This window comes from Actinomyces oris (assembly GCF_001553935.1).
Lineage (GTDB): Bacteria > Actinomycetota > Actinomycetes > Actinomycetales > Actinomycetaceae > Actinomyces > Actinomyces oris_A.
This window is the reverse complement of the sequence record NZ_CP014232.1, coordinates 2,849,207-2,873,494: the sequence shown is the minus strand read 5'-3', so window position 1 is coordinate 2,873,494 and position 24,288 is coordinate 2,849,207. Positions and strand designations below refer to the sequence as shown.

At 66.9% G+C, this 24,288-nt stretch carries 22 protein-coding genes and 1 tRNA gene; 16 read left to right on the top strand and 7 right to left on the bottom strand.

From position 1 onward, the window contains the following. Window position 1 precedes the first annotated feature (1 nt). Window positions 2–1,456, bottom strand: a complete 1,455-nt coding sequence (locus tag AXE84_RS11595) for an AI-2E family transporter (RefSeq protein ID WP_060957979.1) — start codon at window positions 1,454–1,456, stop codon at window positions 2–4. 69 nt (window positions 1,457–1,525) lie between these two features. Between AXE84_RS11595 and AXE84_RS11590 the strand changes: the two genes are divergently transcribed. Further along, the gene (locus tag AXE84_RS11590) at window positions 1,526–2,437 is read left to right on the top strand and encodes a D-hexose-6-phosphate mutarotase (protein ID WP_060957978.1); all 912 of its coding nucleotides are present in this window, start codon (window positions 1,526–1,528) and stop codon (window positions 2,435–2,437) included. 113 nt (window positions 2,438–2,550) lie between these two features. Next, window positions 2,551–2,640, top strand: a tRNA-Leu gene (locus tag AXE84_RS11585). Window positions 2,641–2,702: 62 nt separating this feature from the next. Here the strand turns inward: AXE84_RS11585 and AXE84_RS11580 are convergent. Next, window positions 2,703–3,257: a DUF805 domain-containing protein gene (locus AXE84_RS11580; protein WP_060957977.1), complete on the bottom strand. Its 555-nt coding sequence runs from the start codon at window positions 3,255–3,257 to the stop codon at window positions 2,703–2,705. A gap of 218 nt (window positions 3,258–3,475) precedes the next feature. Here AXE84_RS11580 and AXE84_RS11575 point away from each other — a divergent pair, with 218 nt between their 5' ends. Further along, window positions 3,476–4,738: an MFS transporter gene (locus AXE84_RS11575; RefSeq protein WP_060957976.1), complete on the top strand. Its 1,263-nt coding sequence runs from the start codon at window positions 3,476–3,478 to the stop codon at window positions 4,736–4,738. A 2-nt stretch (window positions 4,739–4,740) separates the two neighbouring features. Here the strand turns inward: AXE84_RS11575 and AXE84_RS11570 are convergent, their stop codons facing one another. Further along, window positions 4,741–6,093 carry a hypothetical protein gene (locus AXE84_RS11570; protein ID WP_060957975.1) on the bottom strand — a complete coding sequence of 451 codons (1,353 nt, stop codon included), beginning with the start codon at window positions 6,091–6,093 and terminating at the stop codon, window positions 4,741–4,743. A gap of 119 nt (window positions 6,094–6,212) precedes the next feature. On the opposite strand from AXE84_RS11570, the gene AXE84_RS11565 reads away from it, so the two are divergent. The 10 genes from AXE84_RS11565 (at window position 6,213) to AXE84_RS11520 (ending at window position 17,172) form a co-directional block, all read left to right on the top strand. Continuing rightward, window positions 6,213–7,352, top strand: coding sequence for a bifunctional GNAT family N-acetyltransferase/nucleoside triphosphate pyrophosphohydrolase family protein (locus AXE84_RS11565; protein WP_060957974.1), 1,140 nt, complete (start codon window positions 6,213–6,215; stop codon window positions 7,350–7,352). A gap of 43 nt (window positions 7,353–7,395) precedes the next feature. Beyond that, window positions 7,396–8,922, top strand: a complete 1,527-nt coding sequence (locus AXE84_RS11560; RefSeq protein WP_060957973.1) for an MFS transporter — start codon at window positions 7,396–7,398, stop codon at window positions 8,920–8,922. Further along, entirely contained in the window at window positions 8,919–9,488 is a 570-nt protein-coding gene (locus AXE84_RS11555; protein WP_060957972.1) for a TetR/AcrR family transcriptional regulator, read from the top strand. Before AXE84_RS11560 ends, AXE84_RS11555 begins: the two co-directional genes overlap by 4 nt. A 58-nt stretch (window positions 9,489–9,546) precedes the next feature. Next, a complete protein-coding gene (locus AXE84_RS11550) occupies window positions 9,547–11,598 on the top strand; it encodes a M3 family metallopeptidase (protein WP_060957971.1) in 2,052 nt (683 codons plus the stop codon). Window positions 11,599–11,646: 48 nt separating this feature from the next. After that, a complete protein-coding gene (locus AXE84_RS11545; RefSeq protein WP_010615132.1) occupies window positions 11,647–12,747 on the top strand; it encodes an NAD(P)/FAD-dependent oxidoreductase in 1,101 nt (366 codons plus the stop codon). A 71-nt stretch (window positions 12,748–12,818) separates the two neighbouring features. Continuing rightward, a complete protein-coding gene (locus tag AXE84_RS11540; protein WP_010615133.1) occupies window positions 12,819–13,142 on the top strand; it encodes a hypothetical protein in 324 nt (107 codons plus the stop codon). A gap of 188 nt (window positions 13,143–13,330) precedes the next feature. Further along, window positions 13,331–14,422, top strand: coding sequence for a siderophore ABC transporter substrate-binding protein (locus AXE84_RS11535; protein ID WP_060957970.1), 1,092 nt, complete (start codon window positions 13,331–13,333; stop codon window positions 14,420–14,422). Further along, entirely contained in the window at window positions 14,419–15,441 is a 1,023-nt protein-coding gene (locus tag AXE84_RS11530; RefSeq protein ID WP_081093166.1) for an ABC transporter permease, read from the top strand. Before AXE84_RS11535 ends, AXE84_RS11530 begins: the two co-directional genes overlap by 4 nt. Then, window positions 15,434–16,417 (top strand): iron chelate uptake ABC transporter family permease subunit, encoded by a 984-nt coding sequence (locus AXE84_RS11525; protein ID WP_150116275.1) that lies wholly within the window; start codon window positions 15,434–15,436, stop codon window positions 16,415–16,417. The genes AXE84_RS11530 and AXE84_RS11525 overlap by 8 nt, the downstream gene beginning before the upstream one ends. Beyond that, the gene (locus AXE84_RS11520) at window positions 16,414–17,172 is read left to right on the top strand and encodes an ABC transporter ATP-binding protein (RefSeq protein ID WP_060957968.1); all 759 of its coding nucleotides are present in this window, start codon (window positions 16,414–16,416) and stop codon (window positions 17,170–17,172) included. The genes AXE84_RS11525 and AXE84_RS11520 overlap by 4 nt, the downstream gene beginning before the upstream one ends. 38 nt (window positions 17,173–17,210) lie before the next feature. Here AXE84_RS11520 and AXE84_RS11515 read toward each other — a convergent pair whose 3' ends face one another. The 4 genes from AXE84_RS11515 to AXE84_RS11500 all read right to left on the bottom strand — a co-directional run bounded on the left by AXE84_RS11515 (window position 17,211) and on the right by AXE84_RS11500 (window position 20,918). Beyond that, complete coding sequence (locus AXE84_RS11515; protein WP_060957967.1) at window positions 17,211–18,191, bottom strand: aldo/keto reductase; 981 nt, start codon at window positions 18,189–18,191, stop codon at window positions 17,211–17,213. 23 nt (window positions 18,192–18,214) lie between these two features. Further along, on the bottom strand, window positions 18,215–18,436 hold the full coding sequence (locus AXE84_RS11510; protein WP_010615135.1) for a sulfurtransferase TusA family protein: 222 nt from the start codon (window positions 18,434–18,436) through the stop codon (window positions 18,215–18,217). Between the two features lie 80 nt (window positions 18,437–18,516). Further along, window positions 18,517–19,602, bottom strand: coding sequence for a YeeE/YedE family protein (locus AXE84_RS11505; RefSeq protein ID WP_060957966.1), 1,086 nt, complete (start codon window positions 19,600–19,602; stop codon window positions 18,517–18,519). A gap of 386 nt (window positions 19,603–19,988) precedes the next feature. Further along, window positions 19,989–20,918, bottom strand: a complete 930-nt coding sequence (locus AXE84_RS11500; protein ID WP_236750064.1) for a RecB family exonuclease — start codon at window positions 20,916–20,918, stop codon at window positions 19,989–19,991. Between the two features lie 155 nt (window positions 20,919–21,073). Between AXE84_RS11500 and AXE84_RS11495 the strand changes: the two genes are divergently transcribed. The 3 genes from AXE84_RS11495 (at window position 21,074) to AXE84_RS11485 (ending at window position 24,285) form a co-directional block, all read left to right on the top strand. Continuing rightward, window positions 21,074–22,195, top strand: a complete 1,122-nt coding sequence (locus AXE84_RS11495) for a CBS domain-containing protein (protein ID WP_060958270.1) — start codon at window positions 21,074–21,076, stop codon at window positions 22,193–22,195. A 159-nt stretch (window positions 22,196–22,354) separates the two neighbouring features. Then, on the top strand, window positions 22,355–23,494 hold the full coding sequence (locus tag AXE84_RS11490; protein ID WP_060958268.1) for a Dyp-type peroxidase: 1,140 nt from the start codon (window positions 22,355–22,357) through the stop codon (window positions 23,492–23,494). After that, window positions 23,491–24,285, top strand: coding sequence for a family 1 encapsulin nanocompartment shell protein (locus AXE84_RS11485; protein ID WP_060957965.1), 795 nt, complete (start codon window positions 23,491–23,493; stop codon window positions 24,283–24,285). The genes AXE84_RS11490 and AXE84_RS11485 overlap by 4 nt, the downstream gene beginning before the upstream one ends. Window positions 24,286–24,288: the final 3 nt, after the last annotated feature.

Below are 24,288 nucleotides of genomic sequence, written 5' to 3'. Positions count from 1 at the left end.
CTCACTCCTTGCGCGAGGAGTAGGCGGGCAGCTCGCCCGTGACCGGGGCGTCCTTGGTGTGCAGCTCGGAGTAGACGGACCAGAGCACACTGATCAGCGGGACTGCGACGATCGCACCGAGCAGGCCGGCGGCGTAGGTCCCCAGGGCGACACCGATAATGACCACCACAGGGTGCAAAGAGACCTGGCGACCCATGATGAGGGGCTGGAGTATGTGACCCTCGATCTGGCCGATCCCGGCTACTCCCACGCCGACAACGATCATGGTGACGAAGCCGCCGGAGGCCAGGGCCACCACCATGGCCACGAGCATCGCCAGAGGTGCGCCGATGATCGGAATGAAGGCGCCGATGAACACGAGCACTGCCAGGGGAGCCGCCAACGGGATCCCCGCCAGCTGGAGGAATATCCCGGCCATGATGGCGTCGGTGAGCGCCACCAGCACAGTGCCACGGGCGTACCCGGCGAAGGTGTACCAGCCGGCACCCGCGGCCCGGTGGGTTGACTCCCGCATCGTGGCGGGCAGCTCGTTGAGGAACCAGCGCCACATCCGGCCCCCGGAGGCCAGGAAGAAGATCGTGACGAACAGCGCCAGGGCCAAGACCGTGAGCACATCGACGACCGCACTGGCGTTGGAGAGCACCTCCGAGGCCAGGGACGGGGCGTTGGACTGCAGATAGTGCTGCCCCTGGCGCAGCCAGAGCTGGAGCTGGTGATAGATCTGCTGCTGCGTCAGGTGCAGCGGCCCCTTCTCCAGGAAGTCCATGATCGTGTTGAGACCATCGCCGAATTGGGATGCCAAGGAGCTCCACTGGCTGGTGACCGAGGCGACCACGTACGTGACCAGTCCGGCGATCGCACCGATGGTGGTGAGCAGTGCCAGGAAGGTCGCCGGGTATCGGGGCATGATCCTGGCGAAGAGGTTGACCATCGGCTGGAGGATCGAGGTGAACACCAGTGCCATGAACAGGCCGATGAAGACTGGGATCACCTGCGAAGTGGCATAGAAGACAAGGCCGATGACGATGATGATGCCCAGTCCCAGCCAGGCCCCCATCCCGCCCCGCACCAGCCAGGAGGGTAGGGAGTCCATGACCGAGGAACGGGTCGTGACCGTCTCGGGGAAGGAGACCGAGGGGGCCACGCGCACATGTGTGGTGGACACCGGGGGAGAGACCGGCCTGGCCTCCTCCTCCGGGGCCGACTCCCAGTGCAGCTGGTAGTCACGGTCCGCCTGCCGGCGCCTCTCCGCCCAGTCGATCCCCCGGTCCAGCGCCGTACGTGCGCTCTTGAGCCGACTCAGCAGGCCACTGCTGCTGAGCATCTCTCGGGTGGACCTCTTCTCCGATTCGCGTTCCTGCGCCGCCTGGTGGGAGTCGGGGCTCTCGGAGGACTCGGGAACCTCGGCCGACGTGTCCTGAGTCGGCTTTTGTGACGGAGAGCTGTGTGTTGCCATGGGGTGAACGATCAGTCCTTCGCTGGATAACGGGCTGACGAAACACGCCCAGCCTACTAGCGTGGCCCCATGACCGCCCCGAATGTCGGCAATCCGACGCACCCCGCCGTGACGAACCAGCTGCGTCTGCCCCGCGCCGCCGCGTTAGGGCCAGGGCGGGGAGGGCAACAGAGGCTTCTCATCGACGCCCCGGCCGGAGCGGCAGAGATCTACCTCCACGGCGCCACCGTGACCTCCTGGGTGCCGCGCGGAGGTTCGGAGGTCATCTTCACTTCCCGGCAGGCGGTCTTCGACGGCGCTACCGCCATTCGTGGAGGAATCCCCCTGTGCCTGCCGGAATTCGGCGTCGGCATCAACGGCGACGCCGTACCGAAGCACGGATGGGCGCGCATCGCTCCCTGGAGACTGCGAACGGTCACCACCACCGACGGCGGCGGGGTCCGCGCTCTTCTCAGCGTCAGTCGCGATCGACTGACAGCGCTCTACGAGGTTGAGGTTGGTGAGACGCTGCGCCTGGGACTCAGCCTGCGCAACGAGGGGACCGAGCCCCGCACGGTGGAGGCGGCCGCACACACCTATCTCTCAGTCCACGACGTCACCGCCAGCCGCATCAGCGGGCTCGCAGGCGCCCGTTACAGTGACAACCTGGCTCGCAGCCCCCAGGAGGCCTACCACGTCCAGGAAGGCGATGTGACGATCAGTGGCCCCGTGGACCGCATCTATGACTCCGCCGAGCCGATCACGGTCACTGATCCTGGACACCAACGCACCATCGGCATCGATAAGCGCAACGCGCCCTCGACGATCGTGTGGAACCCCTGGTCCACTCACAGTACCCCACTGCCGGACATGGCTAACGACGAGTTCCCTGCCATGGTGTGCGTCGAGAGTGGGGCGGTGCGAGAGCACGCACCCACCATCGAGCCCGGGGCGAGCTGGTCCATGCAGGTGACCTTGAGTGTCGAGAGCACCGCAGTGTGATGGGAAGCACTTGAACGTGGCTTGGTGGCCTCGGTGGCCGTCATGCTAAGTTTCTCTGCGTCGCCGGGGCGAGGTCCCGGCCAAGCCGCTGAAAGGCGGAGAAGACAACACAAGTCCGAGTGGCGGAATAGGTAGACGCGCTAGCTTGAGGTGCTAGTGCCTTATTAAACGGGCGTGGGGGTTCAAGTCCCCCTCGGACACCACCAACAGATGATCCCCGGAACCAGAGGGTTCCGGGGATCCGTTGTCTCTCAGGGAGCCTCGCTCAGCTCCACTCAGGACGGTAGAGGTCGGGGCGGGGAGGCATGCAGCACATGATGAGCGGCACGATGCCCAGTCCAACGAAGTAGAAAAGCAGGAACAGTCCTGACTGTCCGGTGTCATGGAGGCGACGGACCATCACTGCGAGCGACGGAATAATGATCGCGGCAACGTAGAGCATGAGCAGGCCAAAGATCGCGACCACCGCAGAAGGCAGCTCGTCGGCGCCCGAAATCGCTGCCGAAGCGCTGATTGCCACTGCCAGAATATAGAGGCCAATGGGGATGAGCATCTGGAATATGAGGAATGGCCACCAGAACTCGGACTGAGATGCATAGCCTCGGAACTGGGCGTAGCGCTGGAAGTAGCGCTTGACGGCCTCGCCGAAGCTTGCACCAGGCAGCGGGGCGACGTCGGGGGCTAATGACATAGCCCCGAACTGGTTGGGTGCGCCGTAGGGGGCAGGGCCGCCCGGGTAGGGAGCCTGGCCGCCGTAGGCCGGTTGGTCGCTGTATGGTGCCTGGCCGCCGTAGGGTGCGGGGCCGGTTCCGTAGGACATGAATCCTCCATGTAAGACGGGGCAGGGAGTGACGGGTGCTGCCATGGCTGAGAGCACCCGGGCTGATGCGCTTTCTGGTGTCAGGTCGGCGTACGAGTCACAGCCTAAGGGCAGAGGGGAGGGCTCGTCATCTCGGTTCCTCCCCTCTGCGGTGGGGAGCACTCCCTATGCCGGGCCACAGGCGTCCGTCCCGCTAGGCTTCAGTAGACTTGGCCTTCATGCACTCCGTCACCTCACCGAGCAGTCCTTCTGATGTGAGGCGCAGTCCTGATCTGCTCCGTGCGCGCGCCGGGGTCAGCCTGGTGTTCCTGGCCAATGGCCTGGGATTCGCCAATCTGGTGCCGCGTTTCCCGGAGATCGTGGAGGGGTTGGGGCTGAGCAGGAGCGCCTTCGGGCAGGCGGTGGCTGCAGCCAGCGTTGGTGCTCTCGTGGCGGGGCTGGCCGCGTCTTGGCTTATCTCCCGCCTGACCTCGGCCAAGGTGGCCAGCCTGGGCATGCTCGTGGTGGCCCTGGCTCTCCTGGGAGCTGGGTTGGCCCGTTCGTGGCTCGTCCTGGCGATCTGCCTGCTGGTTGTGGGCGGGACGGACTCCATTGTCGATGTCGCGCAGAACGCACACGGGCTGCGGGTCCAGCGCCGTTGGGGCGCCTCCATCGTGACGAGCTTCCATGCCTCATGGTCACTGGGGGCGGTTCTGGGAGCCGCCATGGGGCAGGCCTTGGCTGGAGCCGGAGTGGGGGTGGGAACCCACATGGTCCTGACGGCAGTGGTGCTGCTCGTCCTCTCGACAGGCCCCCTGCTCGCAGGCTGGTTCCTACCCGGCCATGACCGCGCTGATCGCGAGCCCGATGAGATCAAGGAGTTCGACAACGCCCCCCAGGTGAGGCCGGCGACATCGTCTCGTCGAGTCGGACCAGTCACGATCCTCGTGCTCCTCGTCGTCGGGCTACTATGCGCGGCCTCGATGTTCCCCGAAGACGTGGCCATGAACTGGTCCTCCCTGCTCCTGTCCGAACAGGGCGCCGGTGCCGGTCACGTCGGGCTGGGGTTGGTGGCCCTCCAAGGAACGATGATCGTGGGGCGCCTGGTGGGTGACCGCATCATTGATGCTGTCGGTCAACGAGCCGTGATCGCCTGGGGTGGAGCACTGGTCACCTTCGGAATGAGCATCGCCCTCCTGCTCTCCTCCGTTCCCGGGACGCTGCTGGGGATGGCGATCTCCGGGGCTGGGTGCGCCGTCGCCGTTCCCGTGACCTACTCCGCCGCTGACGATGTTGAAGGGCTTCCTCCCGGGCTGGGACTGACCATCGTGTCCTGGTTGGCCCGCCTGGCGGGCCTCCTGGCGCCACCCGTTGTCGGCCGGCTCGGTGACGATCACGGGCTGTGGGTGGCTCTGGCCTACGGCCTACTGGGAGGCCTCATCATGGTCTCCTGTTGGCCGGTCCTGCGCCGCAGGCCTGTGGCGAGTCAGCGGCGGGGCTGAGCTCAGAGCAGTCCTGCTTGATGGCGCAGCTCGCTGTCCTTCTTCTGAATCCAGTGCCTGCCGATCACAACGGTGGCGAGTGCCGCAGCGATGACAACCAGCGCAAGGACCGAGTTCCATATCAGCGCGTGGGTGCGAGCATCCTGCGGGGAGGAGCCGGCCGAGAACGCAGTCTGATTCAGCATCACAGAAGCGAATATGGCAAGGACAGCCACAACGAACTCAACCAGGAACACGATCGCAACAAGGTTCCAGTAGCGCTCGCGCCGGCGCGCATCGCACCACGCGGGCAAGGAGGCGGTGTCGATATCCGCCCAGCTGAGCTCCTGGGGCTCTTCTCCTCCTGGCATCGTGCTGGGATAAGACACGAGGAGACGGTCACACCGCTTGGAGATGTGGGACACGATCGCACCGAAAATGCTGACGCCGAAGAGCAAGGGAATGAGCGTGAGCTGCCCGGTGGCTATCAACAGCAGGAAGATCAGAACCCCCACGCTCAGGAAGACTGAGGCGAAGACGGTCATGCCGACCAGGGCGCGCCGGCCCTGTCTGACGCGCTTGGCGACGTCATAGGCATCCGGCCACGGGGGACCTATGCGCCCGTCACGGGTGACTCCTCGCGCGAGGGACTCTCCGTTGGGGTGAGTGATGAGATCACGGCGCAGACCCGCCTCAATGTCCAGGGGGCGCGACGAGCCGGGCTCCTGGCCTGCTAGCTGGGTCAGGGTCTGACGCAACAGCCCCCACTGCTCCTCTGCCACGAACCTCGGAGTGCGCAGGGCCCATGCGGTACGAGCGCAGACGACTGCGAGGGCGACCGCTATGAGGATCAAAATACCGGAGAAGGCTACCAAGAGGTTTTGGAAACCGGCGAAAGGACCTCCTGGAGGCGCGCTTGAGGTACTTTGAAAGGAGGGGATGACGATAAAGTACAGACCGAATCCCGCTATTCCCAGTAAGAAGACAGTCTGCAGCAGTCGCAGCAGCGCATCTCGGCTGAGCTGAACGGTCAGCGCCGCCGTGCCCGGGTTGTAGGCGGCGATGGCGTGGTCGACGGCTTGACGAACCTGCTGCTCACTCGCCGCACTGGCCGGAACAGTCAGACGCTCCTTGACGAGGGCAAGGCCGGTCGGGGATCCCAGGCCGGACTCGAAGCTCGGAATGTCATGGTGCTTCACGTAGCCGCGACGAGGTGAGTCGTAACTGCTGCGTGTCTGAATACTCTCCACACGGGCCGGGACCCGCTGCTCGACCGTGATGACATCGCCGCGTCTGCGTACTCGCACCGAGGGCAGCATCCAGTGGGGGATGGCGGGACCATGGCGTCGGCTCTCAGGCGTGGGGGCGGTAGTCACTCAGGCTCTTCTCGTTAGGGGACATCATCCTCGAGCATAGGCCCATGAAATGACCTGGGAGAGGAATTCGAGCGGATCATCACGAGTGGGGCGAGGTAGAGGCGTTAGCATCGGCCTCCATGGACTCCTTTGAGATGACCGTTGCTGCTCACGGCGACCTGCCCGCACTCGTCCTGTCGGTCCCGACCGGTGACGACCTCGACTGCATCACCGAGATTTGCCAGGATGCGGACATTCAGCAGTGGACCTTCGTCCCTCGCAACTACCAACGTAGCGACGCCGAGTTCTTCGTCGAGCAGGTCGTGGCCAAGGGCTGGAGCGAGGGGCGCGAGCTCACCTGGGCGATCCGCGAGGCCGACGCCGGTGCCTCTGCGCACCTGGTGGGCATGCTCGGCATCACCCTGAGTGGCCCTGAGGGCGCTCGGACCGGCGAGGTCGGTTACTGGCTCGCTGCTGCGGCGCGTGGGCGCGGAACCATGACTCGAGCCGTCGCCGCCCTCATCGATATGGCCTTCGACCCGAACGGCCCCCTAAGCCTGTCCGCGCTGAGATGGCGCTGCGACATCCATGAGACGAGCCACGGCTCCGTGCCCAACTGGGCCTCCTGGAAGGTCGCCTGGTCCCTCGGCTTCCAGCGGGAAGGGCGAGTGCGCCGCTTCCTGCCCAACGACGGTCGGCTCCATGACGGCTGGATCGCCACCCTGCTGCCCGACGACCCGCGTGAGCCGCGCGCCCCCTGGGATGGCCCCGTTGACTCAGACGGTGTCCTTCCCCTGGTGGCTCACGACGGCGTCGGAGAGAGGGAGGGCGACGATCCCGAGGCCCTGGTGCGCCGCTTCCACCACGTCTACGGACTTCCCGTCCAGACCGACGGCGCCAACCTCGAGCGAGAGAGCCTCGACATGCGCATGAGTCTCATCGCCGAGGAGTTCTCCGAGCTCGTCGGCGCCGTCTACGGGCAGGCCGCACGCGCCGAGCTCGAGTCGAGCTACCTCCGCGCCGTGGCCGCCGACGACGGCGCTCGCGACACCGTCGAGGCTGCCGACGCCCTGGCGGACCTCATCTACGTCATCTACGGCATGGCCTTGGAGACCGGGATCGACCTGGCGGCCGTGCTCGCCGAGGTGCAGCGTTCCAACATGTCCAAGCTGGGTGCCGACGGCAAGCCGGTCTACCGCGAGGACGGCAAGGTCCTCAAGGGGCCGGACTACTTCCCTCCGAATGTGGAGGCTGTGCTGCGCCGTCGCCGCCTGCGCTGAGAGGAGCCCTGCGACGCGGCCATAACTATACTGTGTGTATAGTATGGTTCTGGTCGTGACTCGTACTCCTGGACTTCGCGCCTGGGCGGCCCTGGCCGTCCTGACCCTGGCCGTGACCCTGCTGGCCATCGACTCCACGGTGCTGGCTCTGGCCATCCCCTCGCTGAGTGCGGACCTGAGCCCAACGGCCAGCCAGTTGCTGTGGATCGGTGACATCTACTCCTTCACCCTGGCGGGTCTGCTGGTCACCATGGGCAATGTCGCCGACCGTATCGGTCGGCGACGCCTCCTGCTCATTGGGACGCTCGGCTTCGGAACGGCCAGCATCATGGCGGCCTTCGCTCCCAGCGCGGGAGCCCTTATCGCCGCCCGAGCCCTTCTGGGCGTCGGCGGCGCCACGATCATGCCCTCCACCCTCTCCCTCATCCGTAACATCTTCCCCGACGCCCGCCACCGCACCACCGCCATTGCGATCTGGTCCGCCGGCAGCTCCGGTGGCACCGTCCTAGGGCCCCTGGTGGGCGGAGTCCTGCTCGAGCACTTCTGGTGGGGCAGCGTCTTCCTCATCAACGTCCCGGTCATGGCGGCGGTCATCGTCTCGGGCCTGTGGCTCCTGCCGGAGTCCAAGAACGCTCAGGGAGCCCCGGTGGACCTGGCCTCAGTGGTCCTGTCGGTCCTGGCCATCGTGCCGATCACCTACGCCGTCAAGTCCTTCGCGCACGATGGCCTCACCGTCGTTGCGATCGCAGCACTGGTCGGCGGCTTGGCCACCGGCTGGCTGTTCATCAGGCGTCAGCGCACGCTGGCCACGCCGTTGATCGACGTCGAGCTCTTCCGGCGGCCGGCATTCACCTGGGCGATCGCGACGAGCGTCCTGGCGATCTTCGCGTTGGCCGGCCTGCTGTACTTCTTCTCCCAGTACCTCCAGCTCGTCCGGGGCTACTCCACACTCCGAGCCGGCTTGACTGAGCTGCCCGCGTCACTGGCCTCCATCGTTGTGGTCGCGGCCGTCGCCGTGGTGGTGCGCCGGCTGGGCAACGGCCGGGCGCTCGGAATCGGCCTGCTGGTGGCCGCAGTGGGGCTGGTCGTGGTCGCGCTGGGGGAGTCCTACGGCGGGATCATGGTCATCGGCATCGGTCTGCTCGTCATCGGCGCAGGCATCGGCCTGGCCTCCACGGTCTCCACCGGAGCGGTCCTGGGGGCGGTGCCGGCGGACCGGGCAGGAGCGGCCTCGGCCATCTCCGAGACCGGTCTCGAGCTGGGCGTCGCCCTGGGGATCGCGGTGCTCGGCACGATTCAGGACGTCGGCTACCGGCTGCTGCTCGGGCCCGCCCCCTCCAGTCTTCCGCAGCGGGTGGCCGAGGCCGCCGAGCAGTCCCTGGCCACCCTGGCTGGTGCCATCGACCCGAGCGACCCCGGGCAGGTCGGGCTGATGGTCCAGGCCCGGGAGGCGTTCACCTGCGCCATGCAGGCCACGGCCGTGATCGCCGCCGTCATCCTCCTGGGCGCGGGCGTCATGGCCGCACGCCATGTTCCGGCCACGAGCGAGGCGAGTGAGGAGACCGTATGAGAACCTCGAAACGGGACTGCATCATCACTGGGGCGCTCGAGCTCGCCCACCGAGACGGCTTCGATGCCCTCACCTTCGACGCCCTGGCCGAGCACGTCGGACTGACCCGAGGTGGAGTCATATACCACTTCCGCACTAAGACCGAGCTCCTGGAGGGCATCGCTGCGGCCTTCCAGGAGCGGTGGCGAGCCGAGGCGCTGGAGGCACTGGGCAAGCCACTAGACGAGGCGAGCCGCACCGAGCGCATCGAGGCCCTGACGCGCTCCGTCCTCGACGGCGAGATCCTCCCCGGAGAGGTCAGCTTCATGCTCTCGACGACGTCGCAGGCCGAGACGATCAAGAAGGCCTGGGACGTGCTGCGCGACGAGTGGATCGGCGAGGTGGACGAGCTCACCGCGATGCAGCGCGTGGCGCTGCTGGCCGTGGACGGATGGTGGGCGAACCGCGCTGTCGACAGCCGTAGCCGCAATCCCGATGAGCCCGACATCGCCGAGCTCATTGTGTCTTTAGCGGCGGGAAACCCGCCCGATGAGAAGCTCTTCAAGCCCTCCGATAAGGACCAATGACCCACGAATGTCTGCAGGTTGTGCTTGAGATGCCCTGGGCTCATGGCACGATGGGCCCATGAGCGAGACCACCGACGGCACCGACCTCCCGGAGTCGAACGTCTTCGCCAAGCCATGGCCGCTCGATCTCGGCCTGCCCGGCTTCACAGCCGTGGACCACGCCGACATCGAACCGGCCATCCGCGCCGGGATGGCTGCCGAGCGCCAGGAGTGGGAGGCGATCGCCTCCAACGAGGACGCACCCACGATCGCCAACACCGTCGAGGCGTTGGAGCGATCCGGAGAGCTGCTGGAGCGGGCGCTGACGGTGCTGGACGCTCTGACCTCCGCCACCGACTGCCCGGACCTCGACGAGCTCGAGGAGGCCCTGGCCCCCGAGTTGGCGGCCCACTCCGACGCCTATCACCTCGACTCTCGTCTCTACCGACGTTTCAAGGCGCTCGACGAGCTCGTGTCCCAAGCCCCTGAGGGGCAGGCCGCGCGCGACGCCGACGGCACCGTCATCGATGCTGAGGCCGCCCGCCTCATCCGCCTGACCGTCGAGGAGTTCGAACGCAACGGCGTCGGCCTGGACCAAGCGGACACGCAGGCGCTCAAGGAGATCAACGCCCGCGTCAACGCGCTCAAGATGCGTTTCTCCGTCCTGGTCACCGAGGCCATGCACGCGGCCGGTGTCACCAACGTCACGGTGCCGCCGGCCCTGGCCACCACCCGGCCCCACGGCGCCAGGCTCGCCCTGCTGAAGACGTCCATGAGTCGAGGGCTGGGGGAGCAGGGCGCCTTCGGCGACACCCGCGGCATCGTTCTGGAACTCGCCCGGCTGCGCGCCGAACGGGCCGTCCTCCTGGGCTTCCCGCACCACGCCGCCCTCGTGGCCGCGGAGTCGGCCGCCCGCACCACCGAGGCGGTCTCAGAGCTGCTCGCCCGGCTCACTACGCCGGCCATGGACAACGCCCGCGCTGACGCTCAGGTCTACGCCGCCCGCATGGACCTGGATCCGCAGACCCAGGCCGGTGAGACCTTCGGGCCCGCCGACTGGCCCCTCTACGAGGCCGCTGAGCGCAAGGAGCGCTTCGGCGTCGACGACGAGGTGCTGGCCCCCTACCTGGAGCTGTGGAGCGTGGTCACCAAGGGGGTCTTCTACGCCGCCAACCGCCTCTACGGCATCACCTTCCACGAGCGCGAGGACCTGGCCGAGCACATGTACGCCCCGGGCGTGAAGGTCTGGGAGGTGCGCGACGGTGAGGACGCCCAGGCGCCGGTCCTGGGTCTGTTCGTCGGCGACTACTACGCCCGGGCGGGCAAGTCCGGCGGCGCCTGGATGGACAGCCTCGTCACCGGCTCAACGCTCACCGGCCGCAAGCCGGTCGTCATCAACTGTTGCAATATCGAGCAGCCCACCTCCGGCCGGGTCCTGCTGACCTGGGATGAGGTCGTTACGTGCTTCCACGAGTTCGGGCACGCTCTGCATGCCCTGTTCTCCCAGGCCCGCTACCCCTCGGCCTCCGGAACGGCCGTGCCCCGCGACGTCGTCGAGTTCCCCAGCCAGGTCAACGAGAAGTGGGCGCTTCACCCCGAGGTGCTGTCCTCCTACGCGCGCCACGTGGACACCGGCGAGCCCATGCCCTCCGACCTCGCCGAGCAGCTGCGCGGCCAGGGCACCTTCGGCCAGGGCTACGCCACCACCGAGTACTTGGGGGCCGCTCTGCTCGACCAGGCCTGGCACACTCTGGCCCCCGACGAGGTTCCCGGAGACGTTGCCGAGGTGGAGGACTTCGAGCACCGGGCCCTGGCCCAGGCCGGAGTCGATGACGCGCTCGTGCCTCCCCGCTACCGCTCCATCTACTTCTCCCACGTCTTCGCCGGGGGCTACAGCGCCGCCTACTACGCCTACATCTGGAGCGAGGTCATGGACGCCGATGCCATCGAGTGGTTCACCACTGACGGCGCGATCGACGGCGATCTCGGCCTGAATCGTCGGGCCGGAGAGATCTTCCGTCGCGAGTTCCTCTCCCGCGGCGACTGTCGAGACCCCCTGGTCTCCTATCGGGCCTTCACTGGGCGTGAACCCGGCATCCTGCCTCTTCTTCAACGTCGCGGACTTGCCTGACGGGCGCAGTTCGCTTCTTCACCCTCTCATCACCGGAAGGAACACAATATGGCTCGCGTCACCATCGTCGGCGGTGGATACGGTGGCATCACCGCCGCCAAGGCCCTCGACGACGTCGCCGAGGTCACCCTCGTGGAGCAGAAGGACACCTTCGTCAGCCACGCCGCGGCGCTGCGCGCTGCGGTCGACCGTGACTGGGCGGAGAAGATCTTCCTGCCCTACGACAAACTCCTCACCAACGGGCGCGTCGTTCACGGAACGGCGCTGACCGTGCGAGGCACCACCGTCGAGGTCTCCGGTCACGGGCAGATCGAGGCCGACTACCTGGTGCTGGCCACCGGGACCGCCTACCCCTTCCCCGCCAAGCACATGGAGTCCTCCTCCGTCATCGCCAAGGCCCGTATCGAGCGCGTTCACGCCAACCTCGAGCAGTCCTCGCGAGTGCTCATCTTGGGCGCCGGCGCCGTCGGCATCGAGCTGGCCGGTGAGATCACCTCGGCCTTCCCGCAGGTCAAGGTGACCATGCTGGAGGCCGCCGACAGGATTCTGCCCGCCGGTGACTACAAGCCGGAGATTCGTGAGGCCATCGCCGACCAGCTCACCCAGCGCGGAGTGGAGATCCTCACCGGTGACTCCCTCAGCTTCCTGCCCCCGGTCGACGTCGGCGTGCTCTCGCCCTTCCGGGTCACCACCCAGGGCGGGCGCCAGCTCGAGGCCGACATGTGGTTCCGTGCCTACGGCTCGGCGGCCGCCACCGGATTCCTCAGCGAGGACTATGACGAGGTGCGCCACTACGACGGCACGATCCGCGTCGACGAGTACCTGCGCGTGGTGGACCACCCCGGTGTCTGGGCCATCGGAGACATCACCGACGTGCGCGAGTCCAAGCGCGCCGACGCCGCCCGCGCCCATGCCCGAGTGGTCGCCAGCAACATCGCCGACATGATCGCGGGCCGCGAGCCCTCCGCGACCTACACGCCCGGAACCGAGCGGATCATCCTGCCCCTGGGGCCCGACGGCGGTGCCTCCCAGATCCTGCGCGACGGTGTGCGCGTCGTCGTCGGCCCCGAAGAGACCAGCAAGATCAAGGGAGAGGACCTCTTCCTGGGCTTCATCCGTCAGGAGCTGGGAGTCGAGTCGGAGGCCTGATCGGGTCGACGTGGCCGGGCAACGCCGTTCGCCTGTGCGCTGCGCGGGGGATAGCCGGTAGTGTGTCCCACATGACGAACGATCCGCGGTCCGCACTCAACCGACTCATTGCCGCCTTCGAGGCGCACCTGGATGCTGCCGCGACCGGTGACGAGCTCTCCCCGGCCGTGGTCGCGGCCGAGAACGCCCTCCAGGACGCCTTCTTCACCTACGACGACTCGCTGTTCACCGCATACGGCATCGAGCTCCCCTTCGAGGCCTTCGACTCAGATGGCGACGATGAGGACGACGATGACGATGATGAGGACTACGACGACGGCGAGTACGACGAGGATGACGACGACTACGACGACAGCGATGATGACGATGATGAGGACTACGACGACGAGGACTGACTGAGGTCCCTGGCTGGACGGACGACGTTCCTCAGCACATCTCTCGGCGGTGGGGCCCACGCGAACTGCGTGGGCCCCACCGCTTTGTCCTGGGTATGATACGGTTAAATACCGTAGGTAAGCCTTCCCTTAGTAGTTGTGTGCCTGTGACCCGTACTCGGTTGTCGCCCACGAAGATAGGAATCCTGATGCCCATGTCTCCGTCCCGCCGTCAGCTGCTCTCCACGACCGCGGCCACAGCCGGTCTGCTGGCTCTGTCCGCCTGTGGTTCGAAGTCCTCGAGCTCGTCAGGCACCGGGACCGGCGCCGCCTCTGCCGGATCGAGCGTGGAGGCGGTGACGTACCCGGTCACCGTGAAGCATGCCCAAGGGGAGACCACGATCAAGGCGGCGCCCCAGCGCGTTGTCGTTCTCGACTACGGTGTCCTGGACTCCATGGCCGCACTGGGCCTGGCCGACCTCGTCGTCGGCATCCCCAAGACCGGTGGCAACCTGCCCAAGTCCCTGTCCCAGTTCCAGGACGATAAGTACAAGGATATGGGCGGCCTTAAGGAGCCCAAGCAGGAGGCCATCGCCGAGGTCGGGCCGGACCTGGTGATCGTGGCGAACCGGACCGCCAAGTCCTATGAGGACTTCTCAAGCAAGTTCACCACCATTGACATGACTGTCAAGCCGCAGGGTGCGAGTGCGACGGCGGCCGCGAGCCCCGATCAGGGTGGCCAGGGCGGTAACGGGGACAAGGGCAAGAAGAACGAGCCCTCCGCGTCGATGACGGAGATCCTCACCAGCCACTCCACGATCCTCGGCTCGATCTTCGGAAAGAAGAGCGCGGCGCAGGCCAAGGTCAAGGAGTTCACCGATGCTGCCGCTCAGGTGGCCACGGTGGCCAAGAACGCCGGCAAGGGCCTGTGCCTTCTCACCACCGGCGGCAAAGTGAGTGCCTTCGGCAAGGGCTCCCGCTTTGACGTCATCTTTGACGAGTTCGGTGTCACCCCCGCTGTTGAGAACATCGAGGCGGCGACCCACGGCGAGGCCGTCTCCTTCGAGTTCATCGGGCAGGCCAACCCTGATGTCCTCTTCGTCCTGGACCGCGACGCCACCATCGAGCAAGAGGGCTCCTCGGCCAAGGAGATTCTCGACAACGAGCTGGTCACCGCCACCAATGCCTGGAAGAACAACAAGGTCTACTACCTTGACGGCCCCGACTGGTACCTCCTGGGCGCCGGATTCGGAGTCAGTCTGCGCATGGCCAAGGAGATCAAGGGCGATTTGTCCGCATGAGCCCCAGGAACCCCGTTGCGGCCTGGGAACACAGGCCACGACGGTCGGGCCTGTCGCTCCTGGTCGGTGGCCTTCTGCTTCTGCTCGTCCTGGGACTCGTGTCGGTGTGTATCGGAGTGGCAGACTTCGATCCGGTGGATCTGGTTCGCACCGGTTCGCAGGGCCGCTCCATGCGCCTCTTCATGGTCTCGAGAGTGCCGCGCACCCTGGCGGCCGTCCTCGCCGGTTCGGGCATCGCTGTGGCGGGCGCCGTCATGCAGATGAGTGTGCGCAACCGTTTCGTGTCCCCGACCACGGCAGGCACGACTCAGTTCGCCGTCGTCGGGCTGCTGCTTGTGGCTCTCTTCGCACCGGGCACCAGTGTTCTGGCGAAGATGCTGGTGGCCTCGGCATGCGCGGTAGCGGGCTCGGCAGTCTTCCTGTGGCTCCTGCGACTGCTGCCCCACCGGCGCACGTCCGATGACGTCACGGTCCCCCTGATCGGCCTCATGCTCGGTGGCGTGGTCGGAGCGGGTACCACCTTCGTGGCCTGGCGCTACGACTTGCTGCAGTCACTAGGTTCCTGGACGGCCGGCGACCTGTCCCGGGTGCTGGCCGGCCGCTATGAGCTGCTCTGGCTGGTGGCGCTCATCGTCCTGCTGCTCTATCTCGCCGCCGACCGCCTCACTGTGGCGAGCCTTGGGGCGGAGACGGCCACCGGGCTCGGGCTGAGCTATCACCGCACCATCAACCTCACGATCATGGCCGCAGCCGTCATGACGGCGGTCAGCGTCGTCGTGGTCGGGAGCCTGCCGTTCCTCGGGCTCGTGGTACCCAACATCGTCTCCCGGCTCATGGGGGACAATCTGCGTCGGAGTCTTCCGGTCATTGCCGTCGGTGGTGCTGTTCTGACGCTGGGGTGCGACGTCGTCGGACGCGTGGTCCGCTACCCCTACGAGGTTCCGCTGTCCGTCATCATGGGGGTCGTTGGCGCCGGCGTCTTCACCGTGCTCATCCTGCGAGGAGTGGAACGTGGTTGACGCGCTCTCCAGACGTCGTCGCCGGGAGAACCGGCGTTCTGTCCTCCGCCTGGTGGTTGTTCTGCTCCTGGTGCTGGTGGCCAGCGGCGTCTTCCTGGTCATCAACGCCTTCGACCCGCTTCTGGTCCTGCCCTACCGGTTGCCCTCCCTCGGGGCGATGCTGTGTGTGGGATGGGCCAGCGGCGTCTCCACCGTCATGTTCCAGACGGTTACCGGCAACCGGATCCTCACACCCTCCGTGCTCGGTCTGGATGCGCTCTACGCCCTGCTGCAGGTGGTTCTTCTTCTCGTGCTGGGGGCGGCGGGACTCTCCTCGCTGCCGGACCTGGGGGCTTTCGTCCTGACACTTCTGGTGATGATCGGTGTGTCCGTGGCGCTCATGGGGGCCGTGCTCGGTGCCAGGCGCTCGGTGACCACGTTGGTGCTACTGGGCATCGTGCTGGGAACCTTCCTGCGCTCAGGGATCACCTTCATCCAGCGGCTCCTGGATCCCAACGACTTCCTCATCCTTCAGGACCGGCTCTTCGCCTCCTTCGGATCGATCAACCCCGATCTGCTCGTGCTCTCGCTGGTCCTGACCACCACCGTGTCGATACTGGCGATCCGGGACCTGAGGGCGCTTGATGTCGTGGCTCTCGGGCCCGATATCGCCACCGCACTCGGAGTCGATCACCGTCGTATCAGCCAGCGTGTGATGGTCATGGTGGCCGTGCTGGTATCCGTGTCCACGGCCCTGGTCGGGCCGATCATGTTCCTGGGGCTCCTCGTCGCCCACCTGGCCTATTGGGCTGCCGGTACCAACCGCCATGTGGTCACCGTGCCCATGGCGGCACTTGTCGCCATGCTCGTCCTCGTGACCGGGCAGACAGTGCTGGCCCATGTCCTGGACGCCGACAACGTCCTGTCCGTCATCATCGAGTTCCTCGGCGGGCTCACCCTCATCGCCCTCATCATCAGCTCCAGGAGACGTTCGTGATCGCAGTTCGTAGCCTTACCAAGTCCTACGGTGAGCGTCAGGTGCTCTCCGACGTCGACCTCGACCTGCCGGCCGGCGGAGTCATCGGGCTGGTTGGTGCCAACGGGGCCGGTAAGTCCACGCTGTTGTCCGTGATGGCAAGACTTCTGGGAGCCGACGCCGGCACGGTGGAAGTCGGTGGCCTGAACGTCGCCACCGCCCCGGGACGCCAGCTCGCCACCGTTCTGTCCGTCCTCAAGCAGGACAACCATCTCGCCGTGCGACTGACTGTGCGTGACCTCGTGGGATTCGGCCGGTATCCGCACAACCGGGGACGTCCCACCGAGCACGATGAGACGATCGTCGACCATGCCCTGGAGTGGATGGACCTGACCGAGTTGGCCGACCGCTACCTCGACGAGATGTCCGGTGGGCAACGCCAGCGGGCCTTTGTCGCCATGGTGCTGGCCCAGGAGACTCCCTATATGCTCCTGGACGAGCCCCTCAACAACCTGGACATGGTCCACTCGGTGGCCATGATGCGTCGTCTACGCGCTGCCGCCCACGAGCTCGAGCGCACGGTCGTGGTTGTCATGCATGACATCAATATGGCTGCCGCATGGTCGGACCGGATCGTCGCCATGCGTCAGGGCCGAGTCGTCCTTCAAGGAACCCCCGAGGAGACCATGACCCGGGAGTGTCTGAGTGAGGTCTTCGGTATGGATGTACCGGTCCATGAGATCGACGGCAGGCGCATCGCCCTCGTCTGGGGCTGATACTCGCCAGGGGCCGCTTCACAGCAGCGCCGGGAGCTTTAGAAGCGCTCGGGGTAACCGAGCTGGACGGAGGTGACCTCGTCCAAGGCGTGTCGGATCTGGACCGGAAGCTCCAGGTCGTCTGCCGACAGCACGCCCTGGAGCTGAGCCGGAGTGCGGGCACCCACAATGGTTGAGGCGATCCCGGGGGCATCGCGGGCCCAGGCGAGCGCGACCTCGGCCGGCTTACGGTCCAGGCCCGAGGCGGCAGTGGCCACGGCCTCAACCACACCCCGGTGCGCCTCGCCCAGGTAGGGGGACACGTAGGAGCGCAGGTGCGGGGAGGCGGCCCGTGAGTCCGGTGGAATCGTCGCCCGGTACTTGCCGGTGAGCACGCCCCGACCCAGGGGGGCGTAGCCGAGGATGCCGAAGCCCAGGGCCTGCGAGGCGGGCCGCAGTTCGCGCTCGATACCTCGGGAGAGCAGTGAGTGCTCCACCTCGACGGCCGCCAGCCCCGGACCCCGGCCGCACTCGCTGAGCAGGTCATGCATGCGCACCGAAGCCCAGGCGGGGTGGTTGGCAATGCCCACGTACCGGGTGCGCCCGGAGGAGACGGCCAGGCTCAGCGCGTGGGCCGTCTCCTCCAGGGAGGTGCTGGGATCGGGCACCTGGACCAGCAGGAGGTCCAGGTGATCGGTGCCCAGGCGGGCCAGGCTGGTGTCGAGCGTGTCCAGCAGCGAGCCGCGGGAGGCGTCAGCCACCGAGGACCGCTCCCCGGTTCGCCAGGTGCGCACACCGGCCTTGGAGACCAGGACGAGGTCCTGGCGATCCACGTGCTCGCGCAGGAGCATGCCGATCACCTCCTCGCTGACGCCCTCGCCGTAGGAGGCGGCGGTGTCCACGAGCGTGCCCCCGGCATCGAGGAAGATGTCGAGCTGTTCCTTGGCCTCGAGCTCATCGGTGTCCCGGCCCCAGGTCATCGTGCCCAGGCCCACGGAGGACACACGCAGGCCGGTCCGGCCGAGTCTCCTGTGCTCCATAGGCCTAACCGTAGCGGCTCGACCTACTTGCGTACGGTGATGGTCCAGGCCGCGTCGCCGGTGCGCTCGAACTCGGTGACGGTGTAGCCGTTGTCGGCGGCCCAAGCCGGCAGTGTCTGAGTCCCCTGGGTGCAGTCGAAGCCGATGACGAGCTCGTCGCCGACGCTGAGCTCCTCCATGGCCTCTTCGGCCTCGATGACGGGGAAGGGGCAGACCTGACCGGTGGTCTCCAGAACAGTGCGCATGAGTGACTCCTTGAAGTGATGTGATGAGGGTTCGGGGGCGGTTGGGGCAGCGAGATGGTTGCGGGGGTTCTGGCGAGGCCTCAGACGGTGGCGGGCACGCGTGAGCCCGCCCGCTCGGCGCGACGACGCTGCCGGGGACGGATGAGGAGGAACCAGGCGGCCACCCCGACCCCCAGCACCTGGAAGACCAGTGCGATCCAGCCCTGCCAGGACAGGAGTGAGGTCTGTACCAGGGCGTTGCCGATGGAGCAGCCACTGGCCCAGGCGGCGCCGATCCCCATGAGGACACCGCCGGCGATGGAGCGCTGGATGACCTGGGCGCTGGGCACGCGGACGCGGAACTCGCCAGAGGCCTTGGCAGCGAGGTAGGAGCCGAGCAGGATGCCCAGGACCAGGAGCACGCCCCAGTCAAGTCGCTCGACGTCCCCGGTGACGATGAGGTTCACCAGGTTCGACGACGGCGTCGTGATCCCCAGCCCGTCTGGGCGCCCCGAGGCCCAGGATGTGGGCCAGGCGATGACGGCGACGACGCCCACGAGGAATCCGGTGGCCAGAGGGTTCCACTGCTTCTCCAGCAGCAGGTGAGCCAGGCCCGTGCGCTGGGCGGGCAGCTGGATCTGAGCGGGACGGCTGCGCTCCAGAACGATGAAGCGGTGCACAACGAGCCCGGTGACGGCGGCCAGGATGACGACGCCGCCCCAGTTCGGCAGGCCGATGGTGGCCGGGATGGTGGTCAGGTTGGTGACCCACAGTCCTTTGACCCAGCTCGTCACCCCCGACAGGAGTCCCGTCTTCGACGCGGCCGCCGTGGTGGCATAGGCCACGAGCGCGAACCAGGAACCGACCAGGCCCTCGCCGGCGCGGTAGTAGGTCCCGGTGGCGCAGCCGCCGGCCAGGACGATCCCGACTCCGAACAGGAAGGAGCCGACAACGGTGGCAACCACCGACAGCTTGGGGATCTCAGGGGTGATGGAGCCTGCTGAGGTCAGGACGGCGACTCCGACCGCCTGAACGGCGATGGCCAGCAGGAAGGCTGTGAACCAGCGCCAGGAGCGGGAGACCCACAGGTCCCGGAAGGCGCCGGTGATGCAGAAACGGCCCCGTTGGAGGATGAAACCGAGGACGGCTCCAACGATGAGCCCAGTGAGGATGGTGGGTGACGGCACGGTGCAGTCCTTGTCCGGCTGCTGCTGTCAGGTGCAAGCAGCCTGTGTGGGGACCGGTGACGCAGCACAGGTGGAAAGACAGAGACAGGCCACGTCATCCGGTGGGGGAGTGAGGTGGAGGCCTGGCTGGACGTGGCTGATGGGGCGCCGTCTCAGGGGCGCCGGGAGCCGGGGAGAACGATCTGTCTGAGACCGCCTCAGAACGCCCGAACCAGGCAGCGCATACACATGCCGGCTCCGCGCGAGGCGGTGCGGGCTGCGTGGGCCTGGACGACGTTCATGTGCTTCTCCATGGGGATCTGGGAAGTGCGTGGCGACGGTTGTCAGCCGTCATGGACTGTAATCGACGGCCTCTGGCCGTGGCAATTCCTGAACAATGGCCGAGATCAGGCAGCGGTGCGGCGTGCGGTCAGGAGGCGGGCGATCCCGTCATCGGGCACCTGCGGTGTGGTGCCGCCGAAGAGCGGGCACTGGGCCTGGAAGGCGCACCAGTCGCACAGCCGGGAGCGGCGGGGATGGAAGGAGCCGTTGCGAGCGCAGTCCTCGACCTCGTCCCACAGGTGCGCCAGGCGCGTCTCGGTGCGTTCCAGCTCGGCCAGGCGAGGATCGTGAGTCAGGACCCGTCCGTCCTTGAGATAGACCAGCTGGAGACGGGCCGGCGCCCGCCCGCGCAGGCGCCACAGCACCAGCGCGTAGAAGCGCATCTGGAACAGCGCCTCCTCCATGAAACGCGTGCCGGGGCTGCGCCCGGTCTTGTAGTCGACCACTCTCATGGCGCCGTCGGGTGCCACGTCCAGACGGTCCACGAAGCCTCGCAGGAGCAGGCCGTCTCCGGTCTCAGTCTGGACGAAGAGCTCGCGCTCGGCCGGCTCCAGGCGCTGGGGGTTCTCCAGGGTGAAGTAGGTGCGAATGAGTCCGCGGGCCTCCTCCAGCCAGGTCTCCACGTGGTCGGCGTCCTCGAACAGGTCCATGACCTCCGGGTTCTTCTCGCGGTGGGAGGCCCACTGGCTGGGCAGGAGCTCGAGGGCCGCCTGTGGGAGGCGTTCCGAGGCCGGAAGATCGTAGAGACGCTCCAGTACGCCGTGGACCACGGTGCCCTTGTGCGTCGCCAGCGAACCGGGCTCGGGAAGGCGGTCGACCGTGCGCAGACGGAACATGAGCGGGCACTGCATGAAGTCCTTGGCCCGAGAGGGGGACAGGGCCGCGCGGCGTCCGCCGCCCGCGCCCGCTCCCGGACGGCCACTGGCACCCGGACCGGTGGGCCTGACGCCGGTCTGAGGCGATGAGCTGGATGCGGTGAGCGGCTCGTGGGGCATGGGGACGACGCTACCGCGAGGAGGTGACGCGGCGTCGGATCTGGCCGGAGGGCGCGGCCTTCCTCCACAGGCCGCACCCGCGGGGAGAGACATCCGCGGCTGTGGCCGCCGAGTGGATGCGGCTCCCGGCTGCCGACGGCGTTAGGCTCGCGCCCATGCCTGCCTCCACATCGACCGGCGAGTGGGTGATCGCCCGCGTCGGCGGTGCCCCCGTCGTCATCTCGCCGACCTCTCTCCTGCTCGGCCTGCTCATCGCCGGCAGTTGGTACCCGCTGGTCTCCTCGGCCCTGGGCGGTTTCGGCACCACAACGGTGCTGCTGGTGGTGGTCTCCACGGTCCTGGGTGTTGGGGCCTCGGTGCTCCTGCACGAGCTGGCCCACGGGCTGTTCGGAACTCTCATGGGCAGGCGACCCACCCGTTACGAGCTCTACCTGTGGGGCGGGCGCACCTCCTTCGGGCCGGCACGCGAGTGGACCGCGTGGAAGGACCTGGTCACCTCCCTGTCAGGACCGGCCACCAACCTGCTCATCTGGGGCATCGGAACGTGGGTGCAGAACTCCGTCAGTCTGCCGGTTCCCGTCGCCTTCACCATATGGGCCGTGACCCTGGTCAACCTGGCCCTGGCCATTTTCAACGCCCTGCCGGGTCTTCCCCTCGACGGCGGCTACGCACTGGCCGCGCTCGTGGTCCAGGTGACCGGCAACCGGAGACTCGGTCTCAAAGTGGCCGGCTGGGGCGGGCTGGCGGTGGTCGGCGGTGTCGTGTGGTGGTGGATCCTGCGCCCACTCGTGCTTGACGGTCGCCAGCCCGACGCCTTCAACCTCATCCTGGTTCTCATGGTGGGTTGGTCGATCGTGGCCTCCAGCTGGCAGGTCCTCGAGCTCGGGGGAGGAGCCAGGGCCGCCTCGAAGCTGGACCTGCGCGAGCTGGCCAGGCCCGTGCACGTCGTCGGACCCGACACGCCTGTGTCCCAGGTGCGTGAAGCGCTGGCGCAAGGAGCCGCACTCGTCCTCGTCACTGACGGGCCCGAGCTGGTGGGCACGATCGATGCGGCCGCCCTCAAGGAGCTCGGGCTGTCGGACGCAGCAAGCTCAACCCCTACGCTCGGGGTGAGCGCCAGGCAGATCTGCACGGTGCTGCCGGCCGCGGCGGTGACCACCGACCTGACCGGCCAGGAGGCCGCCGACGCCATGAAACGAGCCCGGGAGGTCTCCCGCTGGCTGGTGCTCGTGGAGGCCGGGAGCCTGGCCGGTGCGGTCCCCACCGGCGCGCGCTGAGAGGCAGCGGTAACTGAGGTGACCACGACGACCAAGCCGCCCGACCAGGTCACCGGAACATGATGCCCACCGGCTCCGACACCACTGAAAGTGCTAACCTTTACAGAGGATGAAATGCCTCCGAGCATCGGTACCAACGTCATCATCGAAGGTGAAACCATGAGCGACGTCAGCCCCCAGGACCTCTCTCAAGAGATTCTGGCCTCGCCGGCCAAGGCATCGATCTTCCTCACGGTGACAGTACGCAGCGGGGGCGAGTCCGTCGTCATCGATCTGCTGACTGCTGTGTCCGGGCTGACCCGGGCCGTTGGTTTCCGTTACCCCGAGACGATGCTCAGCTGCGTCGTCGGTATTGGGGCAGGCATGTGGGATCGTCTCTTCGACGTACCTCGTCCTGAGTACCTGCACGATTTTGAGGCACTTCAGGGAGGAAAGCACAGTGCCCCCTCGACGCCGGGAGACCTGTTCTTCCACCTGCGCGCCTCAACTCTCGACATGTGCTTCGAGTTGGCGCGCCAGATCATGCGCCGACTGGGCCCTGCGGTCAGTACCTACGATGAGGTTCACGCCTTCCGCTACCTCGATAATCGGGACCCTCTGGGCTTCGTCGACGGCACTGAGAGTCCGCGGGGGCAGGCGGCCGTTGCCGCGGCGCTCATCAACGAGGGCGCGTGGGCGGGCGGCAGCTACATCATTGAGCAGAAGTACGTCCACAACCTCACCGCTTGGGACTCATTGAGTGTCGAGGAGCAGGAACGCGTCATCGGTCGCACCAAGCTCGATGACACCCAGCTCCCCGATGATGAGCAGCCCACCAACAGCCACGTCACCATGAACACCATTGAGGACGCCGACGGTAACGAGCTCCAGATCGTGCGTGACAATCTGGCCTTCGGTGAGGCCTCTGGGGAGCAGGGCACGTTCTTCATGAGCTACGCAGCAGACCCACGCGTCACTGAGCTCATGCTCCGGCGTATGTTCCTGGGGGAGCCCGAGGGCAACTACGACCGCATCCTTGATTTCTCCACGCCTCTGACAGGATGTCTCTTCTTCGCTCCGCCGGCCGCCTTCCTCGACGACGCCGACCAGCACGCGAAGCCTTCTGTCCGACCTGAGGCGGGACCGCAGGACCCGACCCAGCCCGCCACTGAGCTGAGCGCCGCCAAGGACCTCGGGTTCAACGCATCCTCTGAGGCGCCGCGTGACCAGACACCAGATGACCACAGCAATGGTGCGGATTCCACTCCCGTACCGTCCGACGGATCCCTTGGGATCGGAAACCTGAAAGGCCGAGTATGAACAATCTGCATCGACAGCTGGCCCCCATCTCCGAGGCTGCCTGGGGTGAGATCGACCAAGAGGCGCGGCGCACCTTCATCCGCTGGATCGCTGGACGACGCGTCGTCGACGTGGTTGGACCCGACGGAGAGGATCTCGCGGCAGTACGCACCGGTCACCAGGTACGCGTGGACACCCCCTTCGAAGGTGTTCAGGCGCACCAGCGTCAGGTCCGCCAGATCGTCGAGCTGAGGGTTCCCTTCCGGGTCAGCCGCGAGGCCGTCGACGCCGTCGACCGCGGAGCCCAGGACTCCGACTGGCAGCCCGTGAAGGACGCCGTTGCTCAGATCGCCAGGGCCGAGGACGGCATTGTCTTCGACGGGCTGACGAGCGCGGGCATTGAGGGGCTGGTCCCTTCAAGCTCCAACCCAGCCGTATCGCTCCCGCAGCCGAAGGATCTTCCCGACGCTGTTGCCGCTGCCCTCAAGGAGCTCCGCCTCGCCGGAGTCGAAGGCCCCTACGCCCTCCTGCTCTCCGCCGAGCTGTGGACCGCCGTCGCGGAGACCACCGATGACGGTTACCCCATCCGCAAGCACATCGATCGTCTCCTGGACGGTGAGGTCCTGTGGGCCCCCGCCATCCAGGGCGCTGTCCTGCTGAGCACGCGGGGCGGCGACTACGAGCTGCACCTCGGCCAGGACCTCTCCATCGGATATCTCTCACACGATGCCGAGTCGATTGAGCTCTATCTCCAAGAGACGCTCACTTTCCTCCCGTACACCTCCGAGGCGAGTGTCGTGATGACGCACTGAGGT

Excerpts from the sequence above, each read along its gene's own strand:
- AXE84_RS11595 (WP_060957979.1), bottom strand. The coding sequence starts at position 1,456 with ATGGCAACACACAGCTCTCCGTCACAAAAGCCGACTCAGGACACGTCG.
- AXE84_RS11590 (WP_060957978.1), top strand. The coding sequence starts at position 1,526 with ATGACCGCCCCGAATGTCGGCAATCCGACGCACCCCGCCGTGACGAAC.
- AXE84_RS11580 (WP_060957977.1), bottom strand. The coding sequence starts at position 3,257 with ATGTCCTACGGAACCGGCCCCGCACCCTACGGCGGCCAGGCACCATAC.
- AXE84_RS11575 (WP_060957976.1), top strand. The coding sequence starts at position 3,476 with ATGCACTCCGTCACCTCACCGAGCAGTCCTTCTGATGTGAGGCGCAGT.
- AXE84_RS11565 (WP_060957974.1), top strand. The coding sequence starts at position 6,213 with ATGGACTCCTTTGAGATGACCGTTGCTGCTCACGGCGACCTGCCCGCA.
- AXE84_RS11560 (WP_060957973.1), top strand. The coding sequence starts at position 7,396 with ATGGTTCTGGTCGTGACTCGTACTCCTGGACTTCGCGCCTGGGCGGCC.
- AXE84_RS11555 (WP_060957972.1), top strand. The coding sequence starts at position 8,919 with ATGAGAACCTCGAAACGGGACTGCATCATCACTGGGGCGCTCGAGCTC.
- AXE84_RS11550 (WP_060957971.1), top strand. The coding sequence starts at position 9,547 with ATGAGCGAGACCACCGACGGCACCGACCTCCCGGAGTCGAACGTCTTC.
- AXE84_RS11545 (WP_010615132.1), top strand. The coding sequence starts at position 11,647 with ATGGCTCGCGTCACCATCGTCGGCGGTGGATACGGTGGCATCACCGCC.
- AXE84_RS11540 (WP_010615133.1), top strand. The coding sequence starts at position 12,819 with ATGACGAACGATCCGCGGTCCGCACTCAACCGACTCATTGCCGCCTTC.
- AXE84_RS11535 (WP_060957970.1), top strand. The coding sequence starts at position 13,331 with ATGCCCATGTCTCCGTCCCGCCGTCAGCTGCTCTCCACGACCGCGGCC.
- AXE84_RS11530 (WP_081093166.1), top strand. The coding sequence starts at position 14,419 with ATGAGCCCCAGGAACCCCGTTGCGGCCTGGGAACACAGGCCACGACGG.
- AXE84_RS11515 (WP_060957967.1), bottom strand. The coding sequence starts at position 18,191 with ATGGAGCACAGGAGACTCGGCCGGACCGGCCTGCGTGTGTCCTCCGTG.
- AXE84_RS11510 (WP_010615135.1), bottom strand. The coding sequence starts at position 18,436 with ATGCGCACTGTTCTGGAGACCACCGGTCAGGTCTGCCCCTTCCCCGTC.
- AXE84_RS11500 (WP_236750064.1), bottom strand. The coding sequence starts at position 20,918 with ATGCCCCACGAGCCGCTCACCGCATCCAGCTCATCGCCTCAGACCGGC.
- AXE84_RS11495 (WP_060958270.1), top strand. The coding sequence starts at position 21,074 with ATGCCTGCCTCCACATCGACCGGCGAGTGGGTGATCGCCCGCGTCGGC.
- AXE84_RS11490 (WP_060958268.1), top strand. The coding sequence starts at position 22,355 with ATGAGCGACGTCAGCCCCCAGGACCTCTCTCAAGAGATTCTGGCCTCG.
- AXE84_RS11485 (WP_060957965.1), top strand. The coding sequence starts at position 23,491 with ATGAACAATCTGCATCGACAGCTGGCCCCCATCTCCGAGGCTGCCTGG.